This window comes from Mesorhizobium sophorae (assembly GCF_002270415.1).
In the GTDB taxonomy this organism is placed as follows: domain Bacteria; phylum Pseudomonadota; class Alphaproteobacteria; order Rhizobiales; family Rhizobiaceae; genus Mesorhizobium; species Mesorhizobium sophorae.
On sequence record NZ_NNRI01000004.1, the window covers coordinates 96,283 to 120,196 of the forward strand.

At 59.6% G+C, this 23,914-nt stretch carries 19 protein-coding genes and 2 pseudogenes; 10 read left to right on the forward strand and 11 right to left on the reverse strand.

The window, feature by feature from the left end; translation table 11 throughout:
• Positions 1-15: 15 nt before the first annotated feature.
• On the reverse strand, positions 16-258 hold the full coding sequence (locus tag CGZ66_RS03660; RefSeq protein WP_245331001.1) for an acyl carrier protein: 243 nt from the start codon (positions 256-258) through the stop codon (positions 16-18).
• 110 nt (positions 259-368) lie between these two features.
• Between CGZ66_RS03660 and CGZ66_RS03665 the strand changes: the two genes are divergently transcribed.
• From CGZ66_RS03665 to CGZ66_RS03695, 7 genes and pseudogenes are all read left to right on the forward strand, one after another.
• A complete protein-coding gene (locus CGZ66_RS03665) occupies positions 369-764 on the forward strand; it encodes a hypothetical protein (protein ID WP_095081664.1) in 396 nt (131 codons plus the stop codon).
• Complete coding sequence (locus tag CGZ66_RS40620) at positions 764-985, forward strand: DUF1515 family protein (protein ID WP_245330994.1); 222 nt, start codon at positions 764-766, stop codon at positions 983-985. Before CGZ66_RS03665 ends, CGZ66_RS40620 begins: the two co-directional genes overlap by 1 nt.
• Positions 986-1,073: 88 nt before the next feature.
• Positions 1,074-1,256, forward strand: coding sequence for a hypothetical protein (locus CGZ66_RS03675; protein WP_095081666.1), 183 nt, complete (start codon positions 1,074-1,076; stop codon positions 1,254-1,256).
• 517 nt (positions 1,257-1,773) lie between these two features.
• A pseudogene (locus tag CGZ66_RS03680) lies at positions 1,774-2,376 on the forward strand (IS5 family transposase); the annotation flags it as partial.
• Between the two features lie 245 nt (positions 2,377-2,621).
• The gene (locus tag CGZ66_RS03685) at positions 2,622-3,311 is read left to right on the forward strand and encodes an aquaporin (protein ID WP_095081667.1); all 690 of its coding nucleotides are present in this window, start codon (positions 2,622-2,624) and stop codon (positions 3,309-3,311) included.
• A gap of 45 nt (positions 3,312-3,356) precedes the next feature.
• Positions 3,357-4,355, forward strand: a pseudogene (locus CGZ66_RS03690) (AMP-binding protein); the annotation flags it as partial.
• A gap of 457 nt (positions 4,356-4,812) precedes the next feature.
• Positions 4,813-5,376, forward strand: coding sequence for a PIN domain-containing protein (locus CGZ66_RS03695; protein WP_095081669.1), 564 nt, complete (start codon positions 4,813-4,815; stop codon positions 5,374-5,376).
• Positions 5,377-5,899: 523 nt separating this feature from the next.
• On the opposite strand, the gene CGZ66_RS03700 is transcribed toward CGZ66_RS03695, so the two are convergent.
• From CGZ66_RS03700 to CGZ66_RS03720, 5 genes are all read right to left on the reverse strand, one after another.
• Complete coding sequence (locus CGZ66_RS03700) at positions 5,900-7,069, reverse strand: IS110 family RNA-guided transposase (protein WP_095081722.1); 1,170 nt, start codon at positions 7,067-7,069, stop codon at positions 5,900-5,902.
• Between the two features lie 537 nt (positions 7,070-7,606).
• Positions 7,607-8,605 carry a hypothetical protein gene (locus CGZ66_RS03705; protein ID WP_095081671.1) on the reverse strand — a complete coding sequence of 333 codons (999 nt, stop codon included), beginning with the start codon at positions 8,603-8,605 and terminating at the stop codon, positions 7,607-7,609.
• A 95-nt stretch (positions 8,606-8,700) separates the two neighbouring features.
• Positions 8,701-10,707 (reverse strand): AAA family ATPase, encoded by a 2,007-nt coding sequence (locus CGZ66_RS03710; RefSeq protein WP_095081673.1) that lies wholly within the window; start codon positions 10,705-10,707, stop codon positions 8,701-8,703.
• Between the two features lie 55 nt (positions 10,708-10,762).
• The gene (locus tag CGZ66_RS40625) at positions 10,763-10,957 is read right to left on the reverse strand and encodes a hypothetical protein (protein ID WP_245330996.1); all 195 of its coding nucleotides are present in this window, start codon (positions 10,955-10,957) and stop codon (positions 10,763-10,765) included.
• A 1,089-nt stretch (positions 10,958-12,046) separates the two neighbouring features.
• Positions 12,047-12,268: a hypothetical protein gene (locus CGZ66_RS03720; protein ID WP_143748660.1), complete on the reverse strand. Its 222-nt coding sequence runs from the start codon at positions 12,266-12,268 to the stop codon at positions 12,047-12,049.
• Between the two features lie 804 nt (positions 12,269-13,072).
• Between CGZ66_RS03720 and CGZ66_RS03730 the strand changes: the two genes are divergently transcribed.
• From CGZ66_RS03730 to CGZ66_RS03740, 3 genes are all read left to right on the forward strand, one after another.
• The gene (locus CGZ66_RS03730; RefSeq protein WP_143748661.1) at positions 13,073-13,594 is read left to right on the forward strand and encodes a hypothetical protein; all 522 of its coding nucleotides are present in this window, start codon (positions 13,073-13,075) and stop codon (positions 13,592-13,594) included.
• Positions 13,595-13,613: 19 nt separating this feature from the next.
• A complete protein-coding gene (locus CGZ66_RS03735; protein ID WP_095081681.1) occupies positions 13,614-14,045 on the forward strand; it encodes a hypothetical protein in 432 nt (143 codons plus the stop codon).
• Between the two features lie 104 nt (positions 14,046-14,149).
• Positions 14,150-15,811, forward strand: coding sequence for a 5'-methylthioadenosine/S-adenosylhomocysteine nucleosidase family protein (locus CGZ66_RS03740; protein ID WP_167391976.1), 1,662 nt, complete (start codon positions 14,150-14,152; stop codon positions 15,809-15,811).
• A gap of 41 nt (positions 15,812-15,852) precedes the next feature.
• On the opposite strand, the gene CGZ66_RS03745 is transcribed toward CGZ66_RS03740, so the two are convergent.
• The 5 genes from CGZ66_RS03745 to CGZ66_RS40305 form a co-directional block, all read right to left on the reverse strand.
• Positions 15,853-16,743 carry a hypothetical protein gene (locus CGZ66_RS03745; protein ID WP_095081685.1) on the reverse strand — a complete coding sequence of 297 codons (891 nt, stop codon included), beginning with the start codon at positions 16,741-16,743 and terminating at the stop codon, positions 15,853-15,855.
• Positions 16,744-16,772: 29 nt separating this feature from the next.
• The gene (locus tag CGZ66_RS03750; protein WP_095081687.1) at positions 16,773-19,925 is read right to left on the reverse strand and encodes a hypothetical protein; all 3,153 of its coding nucleotides are present in this window, start codon (positions 19,923-19,925) and stop codon (positions 16,773-16,775) included.
• A gap of 99 nt (positions 19,926-20,024) precedes the next feature.
• Positions 20,025-22,406 (reverse strand): hypothetical protein, encoded by a 2,382-nt coding sequence (locus tag CGZ66_RS03755; RefSeq protein ID WP_095081700.1) that lies wholly within the window; start codon positions 22,404-22,406, stop codon positions 20,025-20,027.
• 128 nt (positions 22,407-22,534) lie between these two features.
• Positions 22,535-23,197 (reverse strand): hypothetical protein, encoded by a 663-nt coding sequence (locus CGZ66_RS03760; RefSeq protein WP_095081702.1) that lies wholly within the window; start codon positions 23,195-23,197, stop codon positions 22,535-22,537.
• Between the two features lie 326 nt (positions 23,198-23,523).
• Positions 23,524-23,914, reverse strand: a 391-nt coding sequence (locus CGZ66_RS40305) for a hypothetical protein (RefSeq protein ID WP_206073665.1), incomplete at its 5' end; no start/stop codon positions are given.

The following is a 23,914-nucleotide window of genomic DNA, read 5'->3' on the forward strand; positions in this document are numbered from 1 at the left end:
ATCGGGCCGGTCACGTCAGCCACGGTTGCTGGCCTTTCCATCGATGTACTTGACCGCCTCGCCAAACGTCAGGATCGTCTCGGCATCGCTGTCCGCGATCTCGATGCCGAACTCCTCTTCGAAGGTCATGACGAGTTCGACGAGGTCGAGGCTGTCGGCGCCGAGGTCTTCGATGAAGCTGGCGCCGTCCGTCACCCTCTCGGCGCCGACATTGAGATGCTCGGCCACGATTTTCCGGCCGCGTTCTTCGACGGTCACCGGGCGCGGCGACTCGTCCGACTTCGGCTGGTATGGGCCGTTGGTCTGAGCCCTCCACCACAAACGGAAATTGTCCGTATCGGAGGGCTCGCTCATGACCATTAGAAGACTTGGCGCCAAAGGGCCTCGGAAGTGCAACAGTTCGAGATAGATATGCGCGCCTTCGGCGATGGCCTTGCGCTGCGCATCGCTCGGATGAAACCGTCGGAGCCCTCCTCGAGGCGAGATCTGGCCCGAAGGGATATGATGGGAAGTCGATCGTCTGCGTCGTTCCCTATTCCAGGGAAGGCATCATTAACAAGACGTCGTGGTGGCACATCGACAGCCGCGCCAACAATTGCGACAAGCCTGCCGACACCGAGCATCGCTGCTGGTGCCGGCATGGCACAGTCGGCGAAACAGTGCATGTCGACAAGGTCGGCAACACCTGCGGGGCCGGTGCCGGGTCGATCGGCGTGCCCGGCTTCCACGGCTTCCTCCACCACGGCGTGTTGAGGGACTGCTGATGTCCGTCGCCATTGGCCTCTTCCTGAAGAAGTGGGTGCTGCCGATCCTCGTCTTCGGTATCACGCTGCCCGTCTGGGTCTTCCTCGCAGGCGCCGAGGTGACGCGCTGGAAGCTAATGGGCATGGGTGCACTCGGCGTCACCGGCATCGCCTTCGCTTCGCTCGGCTCGGTGGTCACCTACTACTGGACCGATATCTGGCGAGTCCTGCGCGGCATGTAGATCTGTTTCGCCCTCTCAAGGCGCGCACCGCTTGGCTCCGGCCGGGCGGGGCTTTTTTCGTTTCTGGTGCCACCCTATATCGGCCGGGATGTTCAAGCTTCCCGAGATCGCCTATCCGCTGAAGATCGACACCATCGGCAAGATGCTGGCGCTGGGGCATGAGGCCGATATCCATTGCCTGACCACGGGCTGCCATCATACGAGCCGGCTCAACCTGGTGGCGATGGGCAAGCGCATCGGCGGGAGCGCGAGCTGTGGCGGCAGGAGGTAGTAAGGGCGCGCGCCGAATAGGTGGCTGGACACTTTCCCGAAAAGCTCAATGATTATCTGGAAAGGTCGACTGTCCAGAAATCCTGTATCACGTTGAAATTGCTCAATTCAGGTACACCGCCCGCGACAGCACATTGGGGCTGATGTGACAGTGGTATGTCGTGCACTGCAACAATCTGCCTCCACTGACTCTATCCGGCGGATACGCCTGTCATGGCTGCCGCAAGAAGCGCTTCGTCACAAACCGCTCCCTGCGGGCGATCGGAAATCGGCTATTCCGTCCGCCGGTGACAGAATTATCGAAGCAAAATGCGTGCCGAATTGGCATACACCTGCGCTGCACCGGTTCTCCAGAAAGGCGGCCTGGCCCCCTGTCCCTTTTTGTCGGGCTTCCGACACTCTTGTCGGGCTTCCGACGCAAAAAAGGCTTGCCGATAAGAATGCTCCTGAGCAGGCCAAGCAGTAGCGCTTAGAGACCGTTTTGAAAATCGGCTTGGTGGGGTTTAGCCAGAACGTCAGGTCCGGTCCATCTGGTGATCGACAGCGCGGGCTTGAAGATCTTCGGCGAGGGCGAATGGCTGGAAAACAAGCACAAAGCCAAGAGAAACCGCAAAAGATGGCGCAAGCTTCACCTTGGTCCCGATCTTGTCAGTTGTGAGATTGTTTGCTCCGAATTGACCACCGATGATGTCGGCGATCCGGCAGCGCTACCAGGACTTTTGGACCAGATCAGTGGCCCCGTCGACAGGTTCATGGCCGATGGCGCCTATGATGGAGGGCCTACCCGTGATCTTCTGAGGACACGCTTCGGCGAGATCGTAGAGGTCGTTATTCCGCCTCCAAAGACTGCCGTGCCCAGCCCGCAATCGGGTCTGCCCCCATCGGTTCGCGACCGCCACATCGCTGAGATACAGACCAAGGGCCGGTTGGCTTGGCAAAAATCCACCGGCTACAACCAACGCAGCCGGGTCGAGACCCAGATGGGCCGATGGAAGGCCGTGATAGGACCAAAGCTCAGAGCGAGGAACGCCGGCAATCAGAACACTGAAGCCAAGATCGCAGTCCGAGTTCTCAACCGGATGACAGAACTCGGCCGTCCTGAATTCAAGCGCGTTGCATGAACCGTGCCGCAGGTAGGGTTATATCGCCCCAAAGTCCGATCCGTGCAACATTGCGGGTCGTACCTATGAGGACACCAGCGTGCTGCAAGCAGCCAAGGCCTATGAACGCGCAAGGCCGTGGAGGGGTACGCGACCCAATCTCCAAGTCTGACTGACATCCAATCGAAGAGACGACAGGGCGAGCATGCCGCCCATAGCATTCTGGTGACCATATCTCGCAATTCGGTACTGAAGGAAGTTTAACTATGATAGACAACTACAATGCTTACCTAGCCGAAGCATTCGGCACCGCATGCCTGGTTTTGTTGGGGTGCGCGTCAGTCACGTTAGCTGGCAATGGCGCCGCGTTGCCTTTGGGCGGAATGCCTATCTCGTTAGCATTCGGACTGACCGTGACTTTTCTGATCTATGGGATTGGTCCGGTCTCAGGATGTCATATCAACCCCGCAATCACTTTGGGTCTATGGGCCGCGAACCGGTTCACTGGTGCAAAAGTTGTCGGCTACGTGGCAAGTCAGCTTATCGGAGGTCTGGTTGGTGCTGGCATTTTGCTTGTCATTCTTAAGGGTCGGACGGGGGGATATGACCCTGCCGCGCTTGGGTTAGGACAGACCGGTTGGGCGCAATACAGTGTTGCTATTGCCTTTGTCAGCGAATTCGTCGCGACTTTCATTTTCATGGCCGTAATCATCGGGTCGGTCGCGAACGCCGATAGCAAACTACTGGCCGGTGTCTCAATTGGGCTTTGCCTATTTGTGTTGATATCCTGCTTTATCAACGTTAGCGGGGGATCACTCAATCCGGCTAGGAGCATCGGGCCCGCCATATTTGTCGGCGGCACGGCTATTTCGCAGCTATGGCTGTTCATTGTCGCCCCAACGCTGGGCGCCGTTTCTGCTGGCCTGATTTTCCGCAAGAGAGAGGTTTCGAGCTAATCGCGTAGCGGCTTCTCAATCATTTGCAGTGCGGAGGAACCTGCTTTGGAAAGTCGAAACTATCGCGTCCAGCCGCCGTGGAAGAAGAACGCGCTGATCGACAATGACACCTACCTGAAATGGTACGCCGACAGCGTGAAGAATCCGGACAAGTTCTGGGGCATGGCAAGCGCATCGACTGGTTCAAGCCCTTCAGCAAGGTCAAGAACACCTCCTTCGACGGCAAGGTCTCGATCAAATGGTTCGAGGACGGGCTGACCAACGTCTCCTACAATTGCATCGACCGCCACCTGAAGAAGCGCGGCAACCAGACTGCCATCATCTGGGAAGGCGACAACCCCTACGACGACAAGAAGGTCACCTACAACGAGCTTTACGACCACGTCTGCCGGCTGGCCAATGTGATGAAGAAACACGGCGTCAAGAAGGGCGACCGCGTCACCATCTATATGCCGATGATCCCCGAAGCCGCCTATGCGATGCTCGCCTGCACGCGCATCGGCGCCATCCACTCGATCGTCTTCGGCGGCTTTTCGCCCGACGCTCTGGCCGGCCGCATTGTCGACTGCGAATCGACCTTCGTCATCACCGCCGATGAGGGCCTGCGCGGCGGCAAGCCGATCCCGCTGAAGGACAACACCGACAAGGCCATCGACATCGCCGCCAAGAACTTCGTGATGGTCAACAAGGTCGTCGTCGTGCGACGCACCGGCGGCAAGGTCGGCTGGGCTCCGGGCCGCGACGTACCACGACGAAATCGCTTCGGTGAAAGGCGACTGCAAGCCGGAGAAGATGAAGGCCGAGGACCCGCTGTTCCTCCTCTACACCTCGGGCTCGACCGGCAAGCCGAAAGGCGTGCTGCACACCACCGCCGGCTATCTCGTCTACGCCTCGATGACCCACCAATATGTCTTCGACTACCATGACGGCGACATCTATTGGTGCACCACCGATGTCGGCTGGGTCACCGGCCACAGCTACATCGTCTACGGACCGCTGGCCAACGGCGCCACCACGCTGATGTTCGAAAACGTGCCGAACTATCTAGAAGCGGTCCAGAAAGAAATCCCTTCTCGGCAAGCAACGCTCGGAGACCGGACCGCATGAGTAATTTGGCAGGCCGCGCTACCTAATGCCAATCTGATAGCATGCGATGCTCGCCGTCAATTAGTCGAGATCAAGCGTCTCATCACCCAACGGTCCGCCCTTTAACAAGACATCCCGACCGGACTTCCTCGGCCCAAGCTTGGACATTTGGAGCACGAACTGTCGTCGGCGGTCATGAATCTCTTGCGGCCCTCGTTCGGCCGCCGCTGCCAACAAATCATTGAACCTGGTCCTCGCCTCTTTGACGGTCCAGATACCGAGTTCAGTACGACCGCCACTTGCCCCGCCGCTCGCCAATGCACGCTCCAGTTGACCGCGTTTACTATTCGCCGGTGGTTCTGATTTAGGCCTCGCGCATCATAAAGCAATCCTAGCCGCAAAGGAGCCCACCGGAATGTTTCTTCTCGACACAAATGTGCTGAGCGAGTTCACAAAAAAGAGACCGAACCGACATGTCCTTACCTGGGCAGACTGGGCGATGTCGCGACATCGGCTTGCAATCCCGTTTGGCGCCGTTTTCGAGCTGCAACGGGGCATTGAATCTCTGCGGTCGAGAAACCCAAGCCGCGCCCACGACCTCTCACGCTGGCTGAACGAAGTGCTAGAAACCGATATGATCTTCCTCGTTATGGATGCCTCAGTTGCACGGATGTACGCATCGATGACCACGGTCCCGGAGCTGAGGCATTTGTGGGTGCCCTCACCCCAGAATCATCGGCGAGGACCAAGCCAGGACCTTGCGATCGCGGCGACCGCGATTGTGTATGGGATCCCCGTCGTCTCCATCGACGTCCATGATTTCCTTAGAATCCATGCTCATTTTGAATTACCCGGGCTTTTCAATCCCATGGAAGAAACCTGGGAAGTGCCAATGAAACGAAACCTTATGACAGGATCGGCGAGAGCCGGCGTAAGGTCTTTAGAGGCACCGAGCCAGCACCTGAGGTGCTGCGCCTGACGCTGCCGTGCCTCAGCGTGCGCCCGCGGGAGGCCAGATGATTGATCGCCTCAACCTGGACCCAGCCTGTCGATGGCGGTTGAGAACCGCGTATAGATGGCGCCGAGAGGGAATTGATGCGGAATTCGGCTCGGAGTGGTGCTGAATGACGCTGATGATCTGATTTGGTTGGGGATGTTTTTGTCAACGGTCTTTTTTGCGTCCATTCATTGGCCTCGTTTGCGTTTAGGGCAGCTGCTCCATTCACGACAGAAGCAGCCGCCGCTGGCTTATCGATCGCGGACGTCGATACCGAGGGAGCCTGCGCGTGGCGAGACAATGCTCTCGCGTACTTGTATGCGGCGGGTGCTTTGACCCAGCCATGATGCAGTAATGCGCATCGCGAGCAAGGCTCCGGGGCGGCGGGACCATTCTTAATTACGGTGCAAAGCCCATGTGCAGTGCCGGTTCGCCACCGCCTCGGATCGTTGGGAGTCTGGCGCTGTTGGCGCGTCAGGCCCCGATAGCTTGATCCTCTTCTTCGTTATCCAGCGGACCGCACTGCGACGCCCTGCGGGATCTCGCCCATGGTGGCCATGCGCCAGAGCGCGATGAGCAGGCGCCGCGCGACGGCCACGATCATGGTCTTGCGCGTGCCGCCCCGACCATCCTCGGTGCGCTTCCGAAACCACTGCGCCAAAGCGCTATCCTTCTGGAACCGGAGAAAGCGCCAGGCCAGTTGGATCATCCCGCGCCGTACCCGGGCATTGCCGGCTCTTGCGAGGCCTCTCTCGCGCCGTCGCGCGCCGCTCTCATCCGGAGAGCCGGTGAGGCCGGCATAGCGGGCGACCGCCTTTCGATCCCGGAGACGGCGTGACAGAATCTCGTTGACGAGCATATCCGCGGTTTCGACGCCGACGCCGATGACGCTCGAGATCAGGCGAACCATCGCGTGAGGTCCCTTCTCGACGGCCGAGGCCGTCTCCAGCTTGCGCAGGCGTTCCTGCTCGATGGCCTTGATCTGTTCGCGCACCAGACGCAGCCGGGCCATGTCGCGGCGAAACTCAGCCTGGGTATTTTCAGGGAGAGGGGAGCCTTCCGCCGTGCGCAACGCAGCAAGCTTCTCCTCCGCCTTGCGCAACGTCGGATTGAACCCACGAATTCCCAGGCGCGCGAGCGCCGCCTTCATGCGGTTGACGATGCGCGTGCGATCGCAGACCAGCTTTTCCCGCTCGCGGTTCGGCCGCTTGGCGTCTTCCTCTTCGATGGTCGGAATAGCCGCCATGCTGCAGTGGCGCTTTTCTCCGCGCAGCCAGCCGAGGAAGGCGCGCATCAGCAACTCCGTGTCGAGGCGATCAGTCTTCGCACGCCGGTGCTCACGTGACACGGCGACGCTCGATGGATGCATGACATAGGCTTCGATGCCGCGCGACCTGAGCCAGCGCGCCAGCCAAAAACCGTCACGCCCCGCCTCGAAGGCGACAACGATGCGTTCGATCTCGCGCTCCGCCTGGGCCGCTTCCTCGCGCCAGCGATGCAGGAGCCGCAGCAACCCATCCTCATCGGGCGCCAGCTTCTTCAGGTGGTGTCGTTCGACGCCCGGCAGCATTCCCGCGACAAGCCAACTCGATTGACTCATCTCGATGACGACAACGAGTGTGCTATCCTGATTCAGGGTGGCGACGGACCGGCTCAGATCGTTTGATTGCGGCATGGGGCTCTCCATCGGGTTGGTTGGAAGCGCCGAAAGTGCCACCTTCGCCGCCAGCCCCATAGCATCTTAATTCGACTTTTCCAGGAAGAACTCAACGACGAAACCGGCCTGCTGCTTGCGGTTCGGGCGTGGCGTCAGGCGTTGCGGCGAGCGGGCTGACCTTTTCCCGCTGACTCGCGCTGGCGAAGGGGCCATCTGGCGCCTTCGCCAGCGTAGGAGCCTGAGACATAGTTCTACTGCGGTTTCGAGCTCTCCGACCGCTGCGAGGCACCGGAGACGGGCATGCGCCGAACCTCATGGATGGGGCTCAAGCCAAAGAAGGCACCAGCCGACCTTCGTCCCCGATCCGCATACTAGCACAGGTAGCGCCACCTGCGGTCCGGAACGATGTCATAGGCCGGCGACAGCCCATCCATGTGGGGCCGCGATCATGGCGCGGTTGCGAGGATAGTCGTCCGAAATTCGAATCAGGACATTGCAAGCCACGCATCGTTTGGTCGCTGTTGCTCGCACACGTCATCGGGCGGGGCTCCATTTTTACCTTGTAGAGCCATCCTTTGAGAGCCTTGCTCCAACGGCGAATTCGATAGCTGGAACAACGTCCCTGACAAGCCATCCGCCGAGGTCGCTCGCGTCGGGCCAATCCTCGCGTCCGCCAAGCTTGAAGAGAACTTGGGAAACCGCCTCCCACTGGCTTCCATGCGGAAAATGCGCCGGATGCACTATCCAGTTGCTGCTAGCTTCTGCGTTCGGCTCGACGAAGACTGCCAGGCTCTGCAGTTCAGCCCGGGCGCGGCGCGCCGGATGCTCCAGCTTCTCGACCAGAGCTCCCTTGGCAACCTTCTTGCCCTCGAAATGGGGCACGCGAGCCTCCTCGATATGGCTGAGCATGCCGCGAAGCCGTTCGATAAGGACCGGCACTCCATTTTGGACTTTCGCGCGAGCCAAGGCTTTCAGGCCGTCGGCCCCTGCGATGTCGGCAGGACACGGCTGCGCGCCATGGGTTTCGCCGGAAACCAAGGCCTTGATCTCGCGAACGGTTGGCCGTTTGCCCGCCTTCAGATCGGCAACCACGGAAGCGATGGCTTCGTCCTCTGCAGTCGCCAGCGCGTACATGGCGGCGGCAGGCATGCCGCAACCGACCAGAATCTTCCGATGGGCACGCAGATTGTTGTGAACCGCGATATAGTTGCCGGCCCCTCGCCGGGTTAGCCGGCATGCCTGCTTGGACCAGCGTTCGAACGACTCCTGGCTGGGCGCCTTGCCACGCACCTTCGCGAGCATCTCTCCGCAGGCGAAGACCTCGTCGGTCCTCTTCCGGCCGAGAGACGCGAACATCTCCCGGGCCTCTTCGAACGCGGGCACCGCAGCTTTTGGGATCCCGAGGCTGTCGTAGTCGATTGACTGCTCATCGGTTTTCGCCGGGCCGGACTGGCGGCCATTCCGCTGCGTCGGGGTGGTTGCGGCGGCGTCTCCTGGCTGGGTAACCTGCTTAAGCTCCTGCGTGGCTTCGTCCAATGCCTTCGAACCGTCCATCAATAAATCTCCACATTTATCCTTGTTGAAACTACGGCGCACCAAAACTGATGCCCGGCCCACGTGCCAACTGCCGTGACTTAGGACATATTCGTTTAAGGATGCAGCCGAATGTCGGGAAATGTTTTCCCGATTCCGAAACCAATCATAAGGCAATCCAACGCGCTTGGGCTCGCAATGCCTTGCACAGTCGGAGCGTCCATTCCTGCAAGCGCGCGCACTTCATCGGCCAGCAATCTTCTTTTCGCAAAAAGACTGTCCGCGATTCTGGCCAGCTCCGTCGGCTTGGCCTCGAGCAGGCTCTTGGCACGAGCGAACTCAGCGGTCAGGACTCCTTCCACCCGCTTCCTGAGATCCTGGTCCATGTGCAACGTGACGAGCAGTTCCTGATCGGTTGTTCCCGAAAGGTACGTCAGCCCGCTTCCCAACCCGTATGAAGCCTCGAACTGCAGCGCCAGCAGAGTGGCTTTATGAAGGTCGCACCCCGTCCCTCCCCCTCCGCCGCCAGATCTTTGTCCGAGCACGACCTGCTCCGCGGCCAGTCCGGCGAGTGCGATCGCGATCAGGTCGAGGAACTGCTGTCTGGTCCTTTCAGCCAGCAAGGGTCGATCGAACCTCGCCCCGCCACCCCTTTGCCGCTCGCCTCTGGACGGATCGAAGGTATCCTTGATTTCCACGTAGACCAGGTCTCCGGTGTCCAGCTCAAGCCCGACGACCACGTGACCTGCTTCATGAATTGCGGCGCGTCGCAACACGGCTTCGGGCACGGCAACAAGCCCAGGGAGCTGTGACTGGAGATCGTCGCGACTGATCTCCCGCCTGGCGCGCCTCGCGCGACGGCGCGCGTCACGGACCAGTTGTTCGAGGCGGGCTCCGGTCCAGCCTTCCGTCCGATCGGCCACCAGCGCCCGATCGCTATCCTCAAGTTTCCCTCCGAGATGGAAACGAAGGATCTCCTTCCGCGCCTCGGCGTCCGGCAACGGAATCTCGATATGCCTGTCCAGACGGCCTGGCCGTCTGACCGCCATGTCGATCATGTCCGGGAAGTTCGTCGCCCCGACGACAACCACACCTTCCCTGCCCGTCGCGCCGTCCATGCATTCCAACAGGCCATTCACAACTTCCCGGCTATAAGCGGCATTGTCGCCGCGGAACCGGGTTCGGTCTCCCACGGAATCAATCTCATCGATGAAGAGGACCGAAGGAGCATTCTTCTTGGCCTCGTCGAACGCCCCTCTCATCGCCTTCAACAGATCGCCGAGATGGCCTCGCGCTTGCCACTGGGCCAGGGATCCGACAACCAGGTGGACGCCGCAGGTCCGAGCCAACGCCTTAGCGAACATGGTCTTCCCGCATCCTGGCGGCCCCGAAAGCAGGACACCCTTGTCAACATCCGCCCATCGGATACGGCCAGCTTTCCAATCCAACAAGTCGGTCGCGAGTTCCCTGCCCCATTCGGCTGCCTCGCCCAGCCCGGGGAGATCGGCTAGGTACGGCTGCGCGGCATCCATGACGGGCCCGACCGCTTCCGGCCTTGTTGCGGCATCGAGCATCTTGAGGACCCGGTCGAATGGGCGACCTGTTCGCCACACCGCAGCGATGGCCTTGAGCGGCGCAGCGGCGATCGCTTCCGCCTGCTCCGTGCTCATTTGCATGCCGTGACAAACCGTTGCGGCCGCAAGCACATGGCGAGGGTCCGGCGGCTTGATGTCCAGAACCGCATCAGCGAACCTGTCAAAGCCCTCTAACAGAAGATCACGCGACGTTGTCACCACCAACAGTCGGTCCTTCGTGGCGGACGCATCGAGGAGATCGTATGGCGCCGCCCGTTTGCCGCGCGTCGGTTTCAAGGCCACGATGTCGGTACGTTCGTGGTTTGCGCTGAATCCTCCGCCAAGGCTCTCCCCGAAGGCAGGAAATCTGCAGGCGTCCTCGTAGAATTCGACACTGTTCTCATGGGGCACGATAAGGACGAAGACGCAGGGACCGCCCTTGAGGAAGGTGCGCTGAGTTCGCAAAACGCGCATTAAACCGCAGTATGCGATGAAGCGCGCCGGCTTCGAAAAGAGCTTGCCACGTAGGCGCGGTGACATTTTCTTCATAGCTAGATTCCAGTTTGAAATGTGGTGTGGAGGGTTGGCGTCGCCACCCAATGCATCAGTCCCGGCGGCGGCGAACGGCCGTTTCCGGACCTATTCTGGCCTGGTCGAGCTCGACCTCGACGAAGCGCTGCAGGACCAAGGACGCCAGCCCCGCCATCGGGCGGGTTTCGCGGAAGGCGGGTAGGCATTCCCCCACGGACAGCGAGCCGGCCTCATCCAACGCGCCAAGCAACCGAATCCGGTCACCCAAGGGGCATTCCCGTCGAGCGTATCTCAGCAAATCCTTGGCGTTGGAGAGGCGGACCCCGTCGCGAATGGCAGACTTTGGCCATGCTTGGTAGTCGCTACCGCGCTCCCGAGCCGCGCTGCAGAGCCAGGGATGTCCCGGCCCCGGCCCGGCGTCGACAAGCGTGTGCCGGCGGCCGCGCTTGATAAGGAAGTCTGGAATGTGCGCATCTCCTTTCGAACTGAGGGCTGCCGGAAGGCACGACCAGGCGTCGACTTCGTCGTCAACGTCGAGGAGACAACCAAGGTCGCGCGCGAGCTGTGTCCGAAAGGCGGGCGGTCCCTGGCATCGGACGGTTCCCCGCGGCAAGAAGGCATTCGATTGCGCGCGACAGAGCGCGGCTTCGAGGGCTTCGTTCGGCTGGTATGTAAGGCTTTTCACTACTGCACCTGCGGACTCGTTCGGATATGCCCGCAGAGTGCGGGCTCGGAACGGTCAGCGTATGAGGTGCGCGGCGGTTTTCATGCTCGGAACGAATAGTGAACACTGACTTCGACGTCAATAGGCATTCTTATGAGTGGGGACGTGACTGATTGGCTCGCGCGCATATGCCGCACGGCATACCTGCCAATCTCGTCGGTCTCGGGTCCGAGCGGAGCGGTTCCACGAGCTCGCCCTCGTCGACGGGGTGGAACAAGTCGTCGATCCTTTGCTGTGCGGTCGCTCAGTTTGTGCCGCTTGATCTGGACTTCGGGTCTCGCAGCCGACGCAACGGCTTTCTCTTCTCGTTCCTAGCCGTCGTCGCTGTCTCGTAGTTCCCATGTTGCCTTCCCGTTTTGACACCGCGTTTTCCGATTTGCGCAGTGGGATCTCACCCAATGGCCGCCTCCAGGAAAGGCTGACGTCGATCAGTGGCATGCACAATCCCGGACTGCCGAATCGTGTCGCGAATGTGGGGACGCAGTTGCTGGAGGATGACTCCGGTGCGCGTCGCCAATAACCGGAAAAGCGGTTATCAATCATGTACATGGCAAGTAGGCAATTCGCGAGATGGCAGATCGATGTAATGTCGGCTCTGCGCACCCCGTCGCTCTGCGGAGCCCTCCGCATCGGCTATGGGCGTGCCCAGTGCGCGGTGCTCGTGCAGACTTCCCTCGTCTGAGACAACCCACGATAGGATTCTGGCACCTGGGTAAAGACGGCAAGCGCCACCTGTCGCGCCTCTCCGCGCGGGGAAAGGACATCGGCGAACGTATAGTCGCGGATCATCACCTCGGCGCTGTAGCCTAGGTTTCCCAACTCAGTTTGGAGCACGTTAAGAGTGTTCATGATCATCGTTCCTCCAAGCGGAGGTTTTGGTTCGCTTGCCTTCGAGTCCGTGAAGTTCGGCTCGGTTCAAGTCAGAGGGCATCTTGAGCCCAAGGACAGGGAAGAGAGTAAGCTGGGCAATCGGCTCAGGCAAACCAAGCCCCTGCGACAGCACCGCCAAGTGAGGGTCGAGCCGTAGCACAATTGCGTCCGCGCCTTCCCTTGTCGTGGCCTGTCTGGGTGTCACTAACTCGGCCGTAGGAATCGCCATAGACGACCAGGCTCCCGCCCCAGAGGGCATGAAAGGATACCCGGTCGAGGGTCCCGCGGAGATCCTGCAGCAATTCCCGGTGGGCTTCGAGTTCGACATGAAACCGAGTTCTAAGGACAGAGGCGAGGCGTAGGACAAGCAGGCTCTTCTAGGAAAACTGCGCCTGGCTACCGCGTTTTTGCGCCGGGATATCCGGTCTTACGAGATCTCTGCGGACCGTCCACTCCCGTAGTTGGTCGGCCGTGAGGCCAGTCATGGCAGGGACATCGCGGCTCTTGATCAGACGCATGCCGACTCCAATTCGGGTATGATGCCCGATCTAAAGAATGGGTTCATACCCGAATTAATAGGTAAATACAGCGCGATTGAGCGACCTACAAATTTCAGCGCGCGCTAATCGACTTGCGGCTTCAAAAGGGCAACCGAAAACGGTACCTGCAGCAGGCTTTTCAAAGGCGGCCTCAGCGCCCTTTACCTTCGGTCCACGTATCACATTGACAATGTTCTCCTTTCGGATCAACGGGATGTTGACATGTGGAAATTGGGCACGGGGATAGAATATGCCGCTGTCGAAGGTTGCGCTAATCGGTAGTTTTCGACGACATAATTACGGGAGAGTGCAGAGCGCGCTGCGGATATTCGAAGCAGCAGGTTTGGAGGTGACTTCTCCCTCGGGGGCAGACATCGCATCCGGTGACCAGTTCGTTAGATTTACAACCGACCTGGCGCACAGGACAGATGCTGAGATACAGACCGCGACCCTTGAGCGAATTTATTCAGCCGACGCGGTTTACGTCGTCACTGGCGAAAATGGGTACGTAGGCAGGACCACCTGCTACGAGATCGGGCGCGTCATACAGCGGAGGCAGCCTCTCTATTTCTCTGAATATCCGGACGACATCCCTGTTCACATCGAGTCAGGCCATGTGGTGATGCCGGAGGAGTTCGTGCTACGCTTTGTGACGAACCGCGAGCCGCTGGCCTGGCTTTTCGAGACAGGCACTGGAGAACTGTTTGATGGAGAACGTCGCCTCGCTGGCTGGGAACAGCTCGCCCGAAACAAGGAAGAGCTTCGACCGTAGGCTTGTAATCTGCGGGAGCATGGCTTTCGCTACCGAGATGGATCGCGTTGCGCGCTTGCTCGCGGAAGACGGAGTCCGCGCGGTAATTCCCGAAGATATTGATGTCGCGGCGGAACTTGGCAGTCAATCCAGCTACAATCAATTCAAGCGAGCCGTTTCGCGGGCGCATATTGCGAAGGTGAGAGACCCAAGGACCATTGGAATCCTCGTCATAAACTTCGACAAGCATGGAATGAGAAGCTATATCGGGCCTAATACATTCGCTGAAATAGCTGTGGCTTTCGCCGACAGGAAGCGAATTTATGTGCTAAACGGCACTCCAAATATGTATGCAGACGAACTGTCCGCTTGGGGGGTGACCGATCTAGCGGGCGACTTGGGGCCACTTGTAGAGCAGTATCGCCATCTATGTCGACAGGATCGAAGCCAGCTCAAGCTTCCTTGGTCCTAAGGCCGGGCTCTACGCATAGTCGGGCCATCTTCCTTCATTTCTTCGATCTGCACTTCCTTGAGGAGCGAGGCGAATTCGCCCGAGGGAAGCGGGCTGCTGCCGAAATGGACCTTGCGGTGCGCTTCGCCGTAATGCTGGGATCCCGCATCCTGGTCCCGGCCGCATCCTTCTATGAGACTGAAGTCGCTCCCAAAGTTCTGAGACGTTTTCTGGAGTCTGACATCGGCGACGTTTTCAGATTTGTCGGAAGCGGCAGTTCGCTCGCGGAATTCAGTTTTGAAAAGATCGAGCAGTACCGACCGGGCTCGCCACAGCACGCGATCTACTCCGCGTCCCCGGAACAGTTGGTCGGCTGGGAACAGCGTACAAGAAGCGCCACCAAAGATATCGCCACGGGATGGCGAGAGCAAATCCGCTCAGAGGGGGTTCTACAGGATTTCCGCCGGAAGCGGCCGGAGGCTATGACCGACAAGGAATTCGAGCGCGCCTGGATCGACGTTCCGGAGCGGCTGGGGCAGGAAGCGTTCATCGTTCCGCATGTTCTCGAACGGCTTCCCGTCGATCCACGCAATATCTCGACCCAGAACCGTCTGCACCGGATCGTCAATCGCGAATACTTCGCAAGCTATGCCAAGGATTTCGGGGCATCCGTGTTCCAGAACATGAGCGCCTTGGGTGGTGACGTGGTCCCGTCCGGTTGCGAGGAAGACGACATAGACTACGGGAGCCTGGTGAAGGTATGCCGGGTATCGGGAATCCTTGAAAGGATTCGAGGCTGTCCGGTCCAGCAGTTGGAGAGCCTGTGTTTCGAGCCCGCATTCCAGGAGGCATTCGCGATGTCGCAGACGGGCGGATACGCACATAGTTCGGGCGGCCGTTCGCCAGATCCCATGCGCGTTGACTTGGCAATATTGACGGCTCTGCCGAAAGAAAGAGAGGCCGTTGAAGCCGTCTTCGGCACAGGACGTCCGTTTCGCGTCAGCGGCGATCCTCACATGTACAAGATGATCGATATTGAAATCCAAGGCACGGCAAAGAAGGTCGTCGTTGCCGTCCTGTCGGAGATGGGAAACGTACGGGCAGGCGTGACCGGCACCGACCTCTTAAGGTCCCTGTCCCCGGCCATCGTGCTCATGGTCGGCATTGCGGGCGGGTGCCCGAACCCGTCTAAGCCTGCCGAGCACGTCCGCCTCGGGGACGTTGTCTTGGGCAGTTCGGTCTTGGAATATGATCACATTAGGCGCCGACCGGGGGGTGTCGCTCAATTCAGGGATTCCCCGCAGCGCCTATCATATACCATCTCCCAAGCCGCCGCGGCGTTACGGTCAGAGCGTACAGGGTTTGATATCGGTTGGATTGCTCCCAGGGATCAGGCATTGAGGCACTTCGGTATCGATCCAGGTGCCCTGCCACCCGATGTTCTCCATGGGATTGACGGTGTTGAAATCCAGCATCCGCCGGATCCAAGGCGCACGCTGTCGCCATCCATCGTGCATTACGGCAGAATCGGAGCCGGCGACACCCTTCTGAAAGATCCGGCATTTCGCGACCAGCTACGCGACCAACATTCAGTAATGGCCGTCGAAATGGAGGGTGCCGGCATACGCGACGCGGCGTGGTCTCGCTCCTGCGAAGTTGGCGTAGTTCGTGGCATCGTGGACTATTGTGACGACTATAAGAGCGACGATTGGCACCTCATTGCGGCGGTCTCGGCGGCAGCAGTAGCTCGATTGCTTTTCGAGACTCTGGTGCAGGCCGATAGCTAGGCAACGGCTCGAAGCATTCGGCGGCGACGGTGCCCCGATTGCTATCGCTTCGCTGGCACAGGGACATCCATCTTGAGCGCCGCCTTGACGACCATCATTCGATCATAGCCCGTTTCGACCGCTTTTATCTCGTTGTCGCGCACGTAGGCTTGAAACGGATCGGCTTGCAGTCCCTCGAGCGTCCCTTCTCCTGGCTCTGGAAAATCGCCGTCGACGGCCGCCTCAGCCCGCGTAATCGCTGCCAGGCGCCCCACCCTGAACACTGCGAAGGTGCCAAAAGAGAGCCCCACCTCCCTCTGCCATTCCGGTTTTTTATCGCCTGTGAGGCAGTAGGGCAGTTTGCTTTTGCCCGTGGGCCCGTTCGCGTACTGGATCGTTACCCCGTGGCGAAAGCCGATCAGATTCTCCCCGCCCTTGCACGGTTCCCGCACGAAGCCCGTGATTGGAAATATGAAACTGTTGGAGCCAGCAGGAACTGTGAAATCGGCCGTGTTCATTAGCTTGTTCACGCACGCTTCGGCTTTGCCGACAGCAACCTCGTTGCAGGCGCCGACAATTCGTTCCGCCAGATTGCGGGGGCTCGCCGCCACCACGATCACCCACCCGCGACGGGTTGACCTCGGAATTTCGTAGTTGCAGTCGAGAATGCTGGCGGATCCGTGTCCGACAAGACGGCTATAAGGTTTTACGAGTTCATTCTGCAGCAGCGGATCGCCAGCTTTGACTTCGGAACAATTGGGATGGGGGCTCTCGGAGGTTTCGCTGCCGATCACGTAACGCGTGCTGGCGGCGAACCGTTGCTGAAGCTCGTTTGTCGTGCTCGCAACAAGGTCGGCACTGACTGCCAGCCCGCTGAATGGGATCGTCAGTGCCGATCCGATCAGCGCGATCGCAGATGACCTTTTGATTGCCGATGAAGCAGATACTGACATTTAATAAGTCCTCCCAATGAAAGTCGTGTTCAAGCGCATCTTCGTTCAGGTGGGACGAAGCCTACGTTGATGATCCTGCCAAGCCCCGTGTTGCGGCAATCGAAATGCATGATATCTCCGCTTGCGCCCGGGCCAAAATCCGAGGCTCCCCACGCCAGGCAGCCAAAGTCGCGCAAGGCGACCACCAGATCCTTCGCCAGGTTTAGGAAGCCGTTGCATGGATCGCGGTCCACAAAGCCATCGTTTCCATTCAAGCTGGTGAGGTCGGCGGCGATGGCGTTGCGCCATCGGTCCGCGGCGTGAGCGTTCGTTTCACCAGGGTTGAAAATCCCCGGCGTGCCGTCTTGGCGATGCTGGTCGAGCAGCTGGTTAAGCTCGGCCGCGTCGTTACGCGCGGCGAGGTAGCCGCGGAAGTCGCGGTCGAGGCCCCAGAGAGTGTCGTAGATTTCGGCGGTTGGCCTGTTGGCCAGCTTGGCGTGCAACAACCCGGCCGCGGTGGTGCCGCCTTCCAGAACCTGCCCGGACATAAGCAATCGTGCCCGTTTCAGCACGTCCACTATCTGGCTCCCCTCGAGCCAAGGATTTCCCGTGTAGTTTATGTCTGTCGCCAACCCGAAGGTGTGCATACTGTGCGTGGTGGCCGTCGGTCTGGCTCCCCGATGGAACTCTGCGATACCCAGCGCCAAGCCGAGCTTCACCGGGTTCATGCCGCTGTAAGCCGGCAACGCAAGCAAGTGCCGCTCCGCTGCTCTCAAGCGGCGCACCAGGACGGCCTGAATGCCATTCCTGAACGTTTGCCCCAGGAAGGTCGGTGCCGTCATGTGCCGGAACCAGTTCGCCGCGTTCAAGGTCGCTGGAGGCGCAGGATTGTCGGCCAAGCCGGCAAGCTTCTTGTCGATGCTATTGAGATGGATTTGTGCAGTCGGATTGGCGATGTCGACCTGATTCAAGCCTGGGCGGCCAAGGTATAGTCCCAAATTGTCGAGGGTTGACTCGCCGCAGTGCCCGTCGCATTGCCCTGGGTCGGCGTACACCTTGCTCTGAAACTGGTGGATGGCCTCGACGAGCACCCTCTCGTCAGTCGCCGATGCAGCGCCGTTGGCAGCCTCGAGCGCAGCCTTTACGGCAGAGAAGTCAACGTAAGGCCCCAGCGCGGACGATAGGCGGGCGAGGCTGATGCCCGATGCGCTCGGATGTTTCTGCTGGTTCCATAGAAGCGCTGCGTCATTGTCGTTCAGCGTCAAAAGAGGCGCTACGACGGCTCGCCGCTCGTCGCTTGAGAAGGGAAGGATCGCAACTGTCGGATCGGCGTAGACCAGTTCGCCCTCCAGCGCTGCCATCTCCTTCAAGGCCGTCTTGCCGGGCATCAGAGCGCGCAGTCCGTGATCGCGGCCGTGACGGCCCTTCCACTGCCACTTCTTGTGGCCGCCTTCGATGCCAGAAACGTGCAATTCGCCGTCATGAACCGCATCGACTAGTGCGAACTTGTATCGACCCGATTTCGTGATCTTGACGACGATGTCGCCGGGGCGAACGGCCATGCCTCGATTGACCCCGATTGAGTCGGACCGTGCTGGTTTTCTGTCGACCGCCCGCTTGGCCTCCTTTTCCAGCAGAGCCGTGAACCGTTCACGCACACTGCCCGGGTAGTCGACGGCTGCCGCGGATTGCATGTGCCAAAACAGGCGGTGGGCGGATCCAAGCGCATGGTCATGTTCGCAGCTGTGGTCGTCGGCGTCGGTTTGAACTGCCAGGATGGCGGCAGCAACCTGCACCGGGGGTGCGCCATGACTGGGCCCGGCCAGCCTGTTCAGGACCTCCCACGCGGCGACGGCATCGGGCTTTTGCGCGTCAAGCCTTGCTGCAAGCTTGGAACGTCTGCTCTGATCGCAGCTCGACCAGGTGTCAGCCGCCAAGAGGACCCCGTCGAGGGCTGCCAGTTTGGCAGCGGGCGAGCCATAGGGCTTCAGCGCACGGAGAAGCGGGGCAAGGCACGCCGAATACCGGACGTAGGCCGATAGCAGCAGGGACTTGAGAATGAATGTGTCCCGATCCGGCCTCATCGGATCGACGGGAGGAATGCCAGTGGCTTCGATGCTTCCGAGGCCCGGCTGCAGCCATTGCGCCGAGACGCTCATGACCTGCTCCTGAACATGCGGCCAGAGGACCGCGTCCCGAAATAGGCCCGCGAGTTTCTTTCGAAAATCGGAATCGATCTGGTCGAAGTTATCCTTGCCGGGGAAAGCCGATTGGAAATAACCGCAGTTGCGGGAATTGTCTGGATCCCGGCCGATCAATTCGACCGATTGCCCGGAGCCGTCAATCGCGTCCAAGGCAAAGAACGTGCTGCTCCCGACCGTCACTTTCTTGGGTACCCAGCCCAAGCCTGCAAAGCAGCTTGCAAACAGGTCTGGATCGGCTTGCTCGAAGCCGTCGAGAAACTTGAAGATCGCAGCGCGATTGACGTTGAACTGGATCGAGCCAAGGCTGATGCCAGCTCCGAGATCATACGCGTTTATAGATTCGAGCAGACCTTCCTGGCCCGCGATGACATGGATGTAGCAGTCGGGCTCCGATACCGGATAGCGCAGGAGGGGGAGCGTGAGACCATGTGTCTGGCCACCGCGATACTTCTGCCCGGGCTGGTTTACCCCTGTTACCGGGCAGGCGTACGATGCCAGGTAGGCAAGCAGCATGCGCAACGCAGGCCCCGAGACAGCAGCTAGAGCATTCCTTGAGAGGTCGATGCCGGGCGGCCATTTCTGGCGCGGCACCTTGCTGAGGGCGCTGATCCAAGTTTTCCGCTGCTGGTCGCGATCGGATGCCGCCATGGCCTGAAATTCTGAAGTTCGGGGAACATCCACCCATTTGCCTGCCAGAACACCCGGCTGAGATGGCAGGAAGAGCCTGATCCCATCGGTCCCCCGCACGCAAAGTGCCGCCACAGCCAGCCCTGCCGATGGTTGGAAATTGACGGCGGGCGGCACAGCGGCAGGAGGCTGTCCATCGATCTTGATGACCTGGATAACTCCGCCAGCAAACTGCGGGCCGACATAGGCATATGAGCCTCCGGTCGCCAGGGTGGCCGCGATCGCGTCATCGAGTCCTGACGGGAAGTTGCCCGACGAGGTGCCGGTCAGCTCCCATCGCGAAGTTCCAAAGGCCAGCGCTCCGATATTCATCCGGTTCCTCCCTTAGGGCTCATCACAGACTGTTCCCCGCTCCATCTTCGCCTACTGTCAGGTTCTGAATGTTTGTCGCCGGCCTCCATGAGCCAGCCGCTACGGTTTTGGGTGTTTGTCCGAGCGGAACTGGAAGACAAAGTAAGGCGGGATGCAGAGACCTCGGTGATCCTGCCTGTCGAGCCAATCCCTGTCGGGGAAGCGCTGGCCGTAATAGCCTGCCGCCGAATAGGGTTTTCCCACGATGTCGTTGAAGTATGGCTTCTTCGTCAGAGCATTCGAGCGAGTGTCGTAATACGCCTTGAAATCTTCAGGACTGGTGGCTACGGGGCTGACGCAGATGTAATCGTCCCGGCATGGATCCGCTGCATCGCAGGCGCGCATCCCGGCAAAGGAGGTAAAGTTCAGGAAGCAGATGTTCTGGGTGTAGCTGCTGCCCGGTTGGGTGATCCGGTCCAAACAGCTATTGAACCCGGTCGAGGCGATCAAGCCGCAAGTGCTTGTCGGGCCGAGTCCTTGGCATTCTGAAAGCCGCAACATGCCGGCTGGAAATCCGCCCGTCTGCGCGTCCCGCAGTTCGTCGAGGCTGCAGGGGCCATTCTTGCAGTCCTTGCCGGCATAGTATTCCTGATGCGCACCGTAGTAGGAATTGCCCGTCAGAGGCGGCAGCTTGATCTTCTTGAGCGCTTCCCCGTCTATAAGATTGTTCTTGTCGGCGCCTTCGGGATAGGCCTTTGGGAATTCACGGATGTAGCTGTCGAGCTCGAACGAAGGCGAGCTTATCGTGCCAACCTGAAGCTGATCCCCGACCTGCGAGTAATTCTCGGGAACGCAGGTTCCAACAATCCTTTCGTTTTCGGATTTATAGAACTGCTTACAGGCCAGCCCAGCCTGGCACGTCCACTGACGCTGTGTTGAGGCGAGGAATTGCGGCATGGTGCAAGCGCCTCCCCAGCCGCCCAGCAATTGCGTGCCAGACAGCTCACTCTGCAACTTGTTCAGCGGCCGGGCCGAATAGCCGATCGCCAGCTCGTAAGTCGACAACCTGCCCGACGGACGCTTTGCGATTTCGCTGACGATCTCAGTCCGGCGAGGCTGATCGCCGAAGAAGAGCGGCGAACCAGGAAGGAAGACGGAATTCGCTGCGGGAGTCCCTTGACGGTCAGCGCCAGGAAAATGGAAACCGGCAATGGCCCGAGTCTGGTGGCATCCCGTGCATGTGCTGTCGTTTAGACGGGTACGAAAGTCGTCGGGCGATTTTATGAAACTGAGCCTCTGGCCCGTTTCGTCAAAGCGCTTCAGAGCTGCCCACAGCTCGTCATCTGAGATGATTTCCTGATCCGACTTCCGGCTCTTTCCCTCGCCGTTTCCTGCCTTCCAGAAAGGCTGGTTTCGCGCCCGATGGACGCCGCCGGGCGAAACGGAAACGGCGCGTTTGGAAAGGTACTTTTCTGGAAGCTCGAGTGTGCCGGCATCTACGTCTGCCACCGCCGCCGGTGTCTGGAGATAGGCGACGAGTTCTGCACGTAAGGCCTTCTTCCTGTTGCAGGCCGAGCCACCGTCGCCCGTGCCGCACAGGAGGCTGTCACGGTCGATCTGGTTCGTCAGTCCGATCGGCTGAAACTCCTGAGCCTTCGCTTCCCAATGGAATACCCGGATAAGATATTCCGCCTCGGATCCGAAATCCCTGACCACACCCGCTGGCTTCCGATACACTTGGGCATTGATTTCTATGCGGAGCATGTCCTCGCCCCTGATAGTGGCCAGGGGACCGTTCTGGGCATCCAGAAGATCTTGTACTTTTTTCGCGGGTGTCCGGCCGACGGGCCGCGCAAGTTCGTCCACCCACCGCTGTGCAACGCTTTGGCAAGTGACCGCTCCTCCATGCGTGTCGCCGGGCAAGGCGGGAAACACGATGTTCATCGTGACCGGAAGCCTGGATTTCCGGCCGTTCGCCAGATCGTAGGAGAAACGGTAGATGACGGATATCTCGCCGCAGCTTCGCTGTGCAGGAGTCAGCGATGCATCCGTAATGAACTGGCGATCCATGCGGTTGATGACCCCGACCAGTTCGATCCTCGACCCCGGGTCGGTCAGAAATTCGGTATGGAGTTGAAAGTCCTTGGCATCGGCCCGCGTCGTCAGCTCGTTAAGGTCGTTGGACAGAGTGCGCTGTATTGGCTCGGCGATCCCAAGCAAGAATGGGTTCTTCTGACCCAACTCCTCGTACTTCCTCGCCTTCGCCTCGATCAGGGTCCGAAAATTCAGGGGTCCGTCACTCGCACTGTGCTGATTGCAGTCCAGCGTGACGACGACATCAGGCTCAAAGATGAAAGGCCCGCGCAGGTTAACTGGCACCTCGCCGCTGTAGTCAGTGGGCTCTTCCGCCCGGCTCGGCAAAAGAGAAGCCAGCTCGAAAGGAGCGAGCAGGCACAACAGAGCTGCCACCCGCAGCATCGTCGATCTCGGTGATAAGCTCATCCCAGTCACACACTCCCGGCAGCCGCCCCCAGAAAACGGCTGGTTGCGCACCTTTACGAGAAGCTGACCGTTACCCTTTAGCGCCACCGATGCCTCCCATGGCAGAGCCTAAGCAGTCGCCATGCTCCTCAGAGCACGCATTTGTTGATTTCAACCCGAAGATCTTCAACGGTTACGACGTTGGCCGCGTAAGCGTGTTTGGCTGCTGACTGTGCTGAAATCGATGTCTTCAGCGTCTCGACGAGCTGCTTATAGTCCGGCAGGGTGTGGCTGAGCTTCTTTCTTAGGTTCAAGCGAACGGTCATAACACCCTGTCTTATGATTTCACTGCCTGCCACCGGATCGTCAGGCGGAGGATAGCTGACCTTGCTAATACAAAGGAGCTGCTCGGCTGCGTCCAATAAGTCAGTGCTCGCCTCCCCAGGCTTGAAATACGTTGTTGTCGCGCCCAACGACCCAGCGGCAAGACCAGCGCCTTTGATCAAGTCCGTGCTCCCGCCATACAGCAACCCGCCAGCGGCAACGCCTGCGCTTGCGATGAGGCCCAGCGCAGCAGCATCCTGCGCCGAAGATGCTTGATCCGACAGCGCCATATACTCATCGGCCAACCGTTTCGCATACTCGACGTTTCCTGCGTAACTCCTTGGGTCGATGGCGGGGGATTCAAATACTTTGACCTCCGCGCGTTGCACATTTTGCGCGCCGACACAGCCGGAGAGGCCAAAAGACAGAACAAATCCGATACCGAGAAAGCAAAAATGACCATGCCGCATGTTCGTCGCGCTCACCATTCAAAAGTGTATCACGCAGAAACGATTCAGAAAGCCGCATGAACGAAGCGCGCAGCCATCTTGTACAGATCGTAGGCGATTCTAGTCGGATTTTTACGTACGACCCGTCGGCCAAATAACAAACGGCAGAGGGTCAAGTCCCCTTTTTCTTCACATTAGGGCGGAAAACGAAAGATTGCAAGGGAAGCATTCAATACACCTTAAATATGGCGCAAGATGTTGACTTGACACATCTTCTTGATCGCTGAGAGCGTGGATAGTCGACACCTGCGATGACCAGCTTTGTAGATCGGCTCGCAGCGAGGCGGAGAGGAGCTTGGTCGCCGCTAAGGCCTCGGCCAGCCCGCGTGTACGTGGTATGAATGTCCGGAATCTCCGGGACCAAGTATTTCAGTGGCTCCGAGTTCACGGCAGCGCTTTCGAAGCGCGGCGACATAGCGGTTCTTTCCGCTGACCGCCTGCCCGTTGACCGAAACGATGTCCGCGGCACAGCCGGCATAGTGCCGGGAGTTCTTGCTGTGCTCACCGCCGCATAGCTCCGATATCGATAGCGTATATTCATCCGCAAGAGTGAGCAGGCCCTGCAGCATCGGCGGGGCGAGGCGGACGGTTCCGCCCGGTGCCGTTCCATATGAGCTGCGCGCTGCCGGCTGGTCAACGGAAGTATCCACTATGTTCCGATAGGCGGTCGCAGAATCCAGCTTGCCAGATGGATGG

What these genes read in the sequence shown, in the direction of transcription:
- CGZ66_RS03750 (WP_095081687.1), bottom strand. Translation starts at nt 19,925, where the DNA reads ATGAATATCGGAGCGCTGGCCTTTGGAACTTCGCGATGGGAGCTGACC.
- CGZ66_RS03745 (WP_095081685.1), bottom strand. Translation starts at nt 16,743, where the DNA reads ATGTCAGTATCTGCTTCATCGGCAATCAAAAGGTCATCTGCGATCGCG.
- CGZ66_RS40620 (WP_245330994.1), top strand. Translation starts at nt 764, where the DNA reads ATGTCCGTCGCCATTGGCCTCTTCCTGAAGAAGTGGGTGCTGCCGATC.
- CGZ66_RS03700 (WP_095081722.1), bottom strand. Translation starts at nt 7,069, where the DNA reads ATGCCGCAATCAAACGATCTGAGCCGGTCCGTCGCCACCCTGAATCAG.
- CGZ66_RS03710 (WP_095081673.1), bottom strand. Translation starts at nt 10,707, where the DNA reads ATGAAGAAAATGTCACCGCGCCTACGTGGCAAGCTCTTTTCGAAGCCG.
- CGZ66_RS03675 (WP_095081666.1), top strand. Translation starts at nt 1,074, where the DNA reads ATGTTCAAGCTTCCCGAGATCGCCTATCCGCTGAAGATCGACACCATC.
- CGZ66_RS03685 (WP_095081667.1), top strand. Translation starts at nt 2,622, where the DNA reads ATGATAGACAACTACAATGCTTACCTAGCCGAAGCATTCGGCACCGCA.
- CGZ66_RS03760 (WP_095081702.1), bottom strand. Translation starts at nt 23,197, where the DNA reads ATGGTGAGCGCGACGAACATGCGGCATGGTCATTTTTGCTTTCTCGGT.
- CGZ66_RS03720 (WP_143748660.1), bottom strand. Translation starts at nt 12,268, where the DNA reads ATGATCATGAACACTCTTAACGTGCTCCAAACTGAGTTGGGAAACCTA.
- CGZ66_RS03695 (WP_095081669.1), top strand. Translation starts at nt 4,813, where the DNA reads ATGTTTCTTCTCGACACAAATGTGCTGAGCGAGTTCACAAAAAAGAGA.
- CGZ66_RS03705 (WP_095081671.1), bottom strand. Translation starts at nt 8,605, where the DNA reads ATGGACGGTTCGAAGGCATTGGACGAAGCCACGCAGGAGCTTAAGCAG.
- CGZ66_RS03735 (WP_095081681.1), top strand. Translation starts at nt 13,614, where the DNA reads ATGGCTTTCGCTACCGAGATGGATCGCGTTGCGCGCTTGCTCGCGGAA.
- CGZ66_RS03740 (WP_167391976.1), top strand. Translation starts at nt 14,150, where the DNA reads ATGGACCTTGCGGTGCGCTTCGCCGTAATGCTGGGATCCCGCATCCTG.
- CGZ66_RS03755 (WP_095081700.1), bottom strand. Translation starts at nt 22,406, where the DNA reads ATGAGCTTATCACCGAGATCGACGATGCTGCGGGTGGCAGCTCTGTTG.
- CGZ66_RS03730 (WP_143748661.1), top strand. Translation starts at nt 13,073, where the DNA reads ATGCCGCTGTCGAAGGTTGCGCTAATCGGTAGTTTTCGACGACATAAT.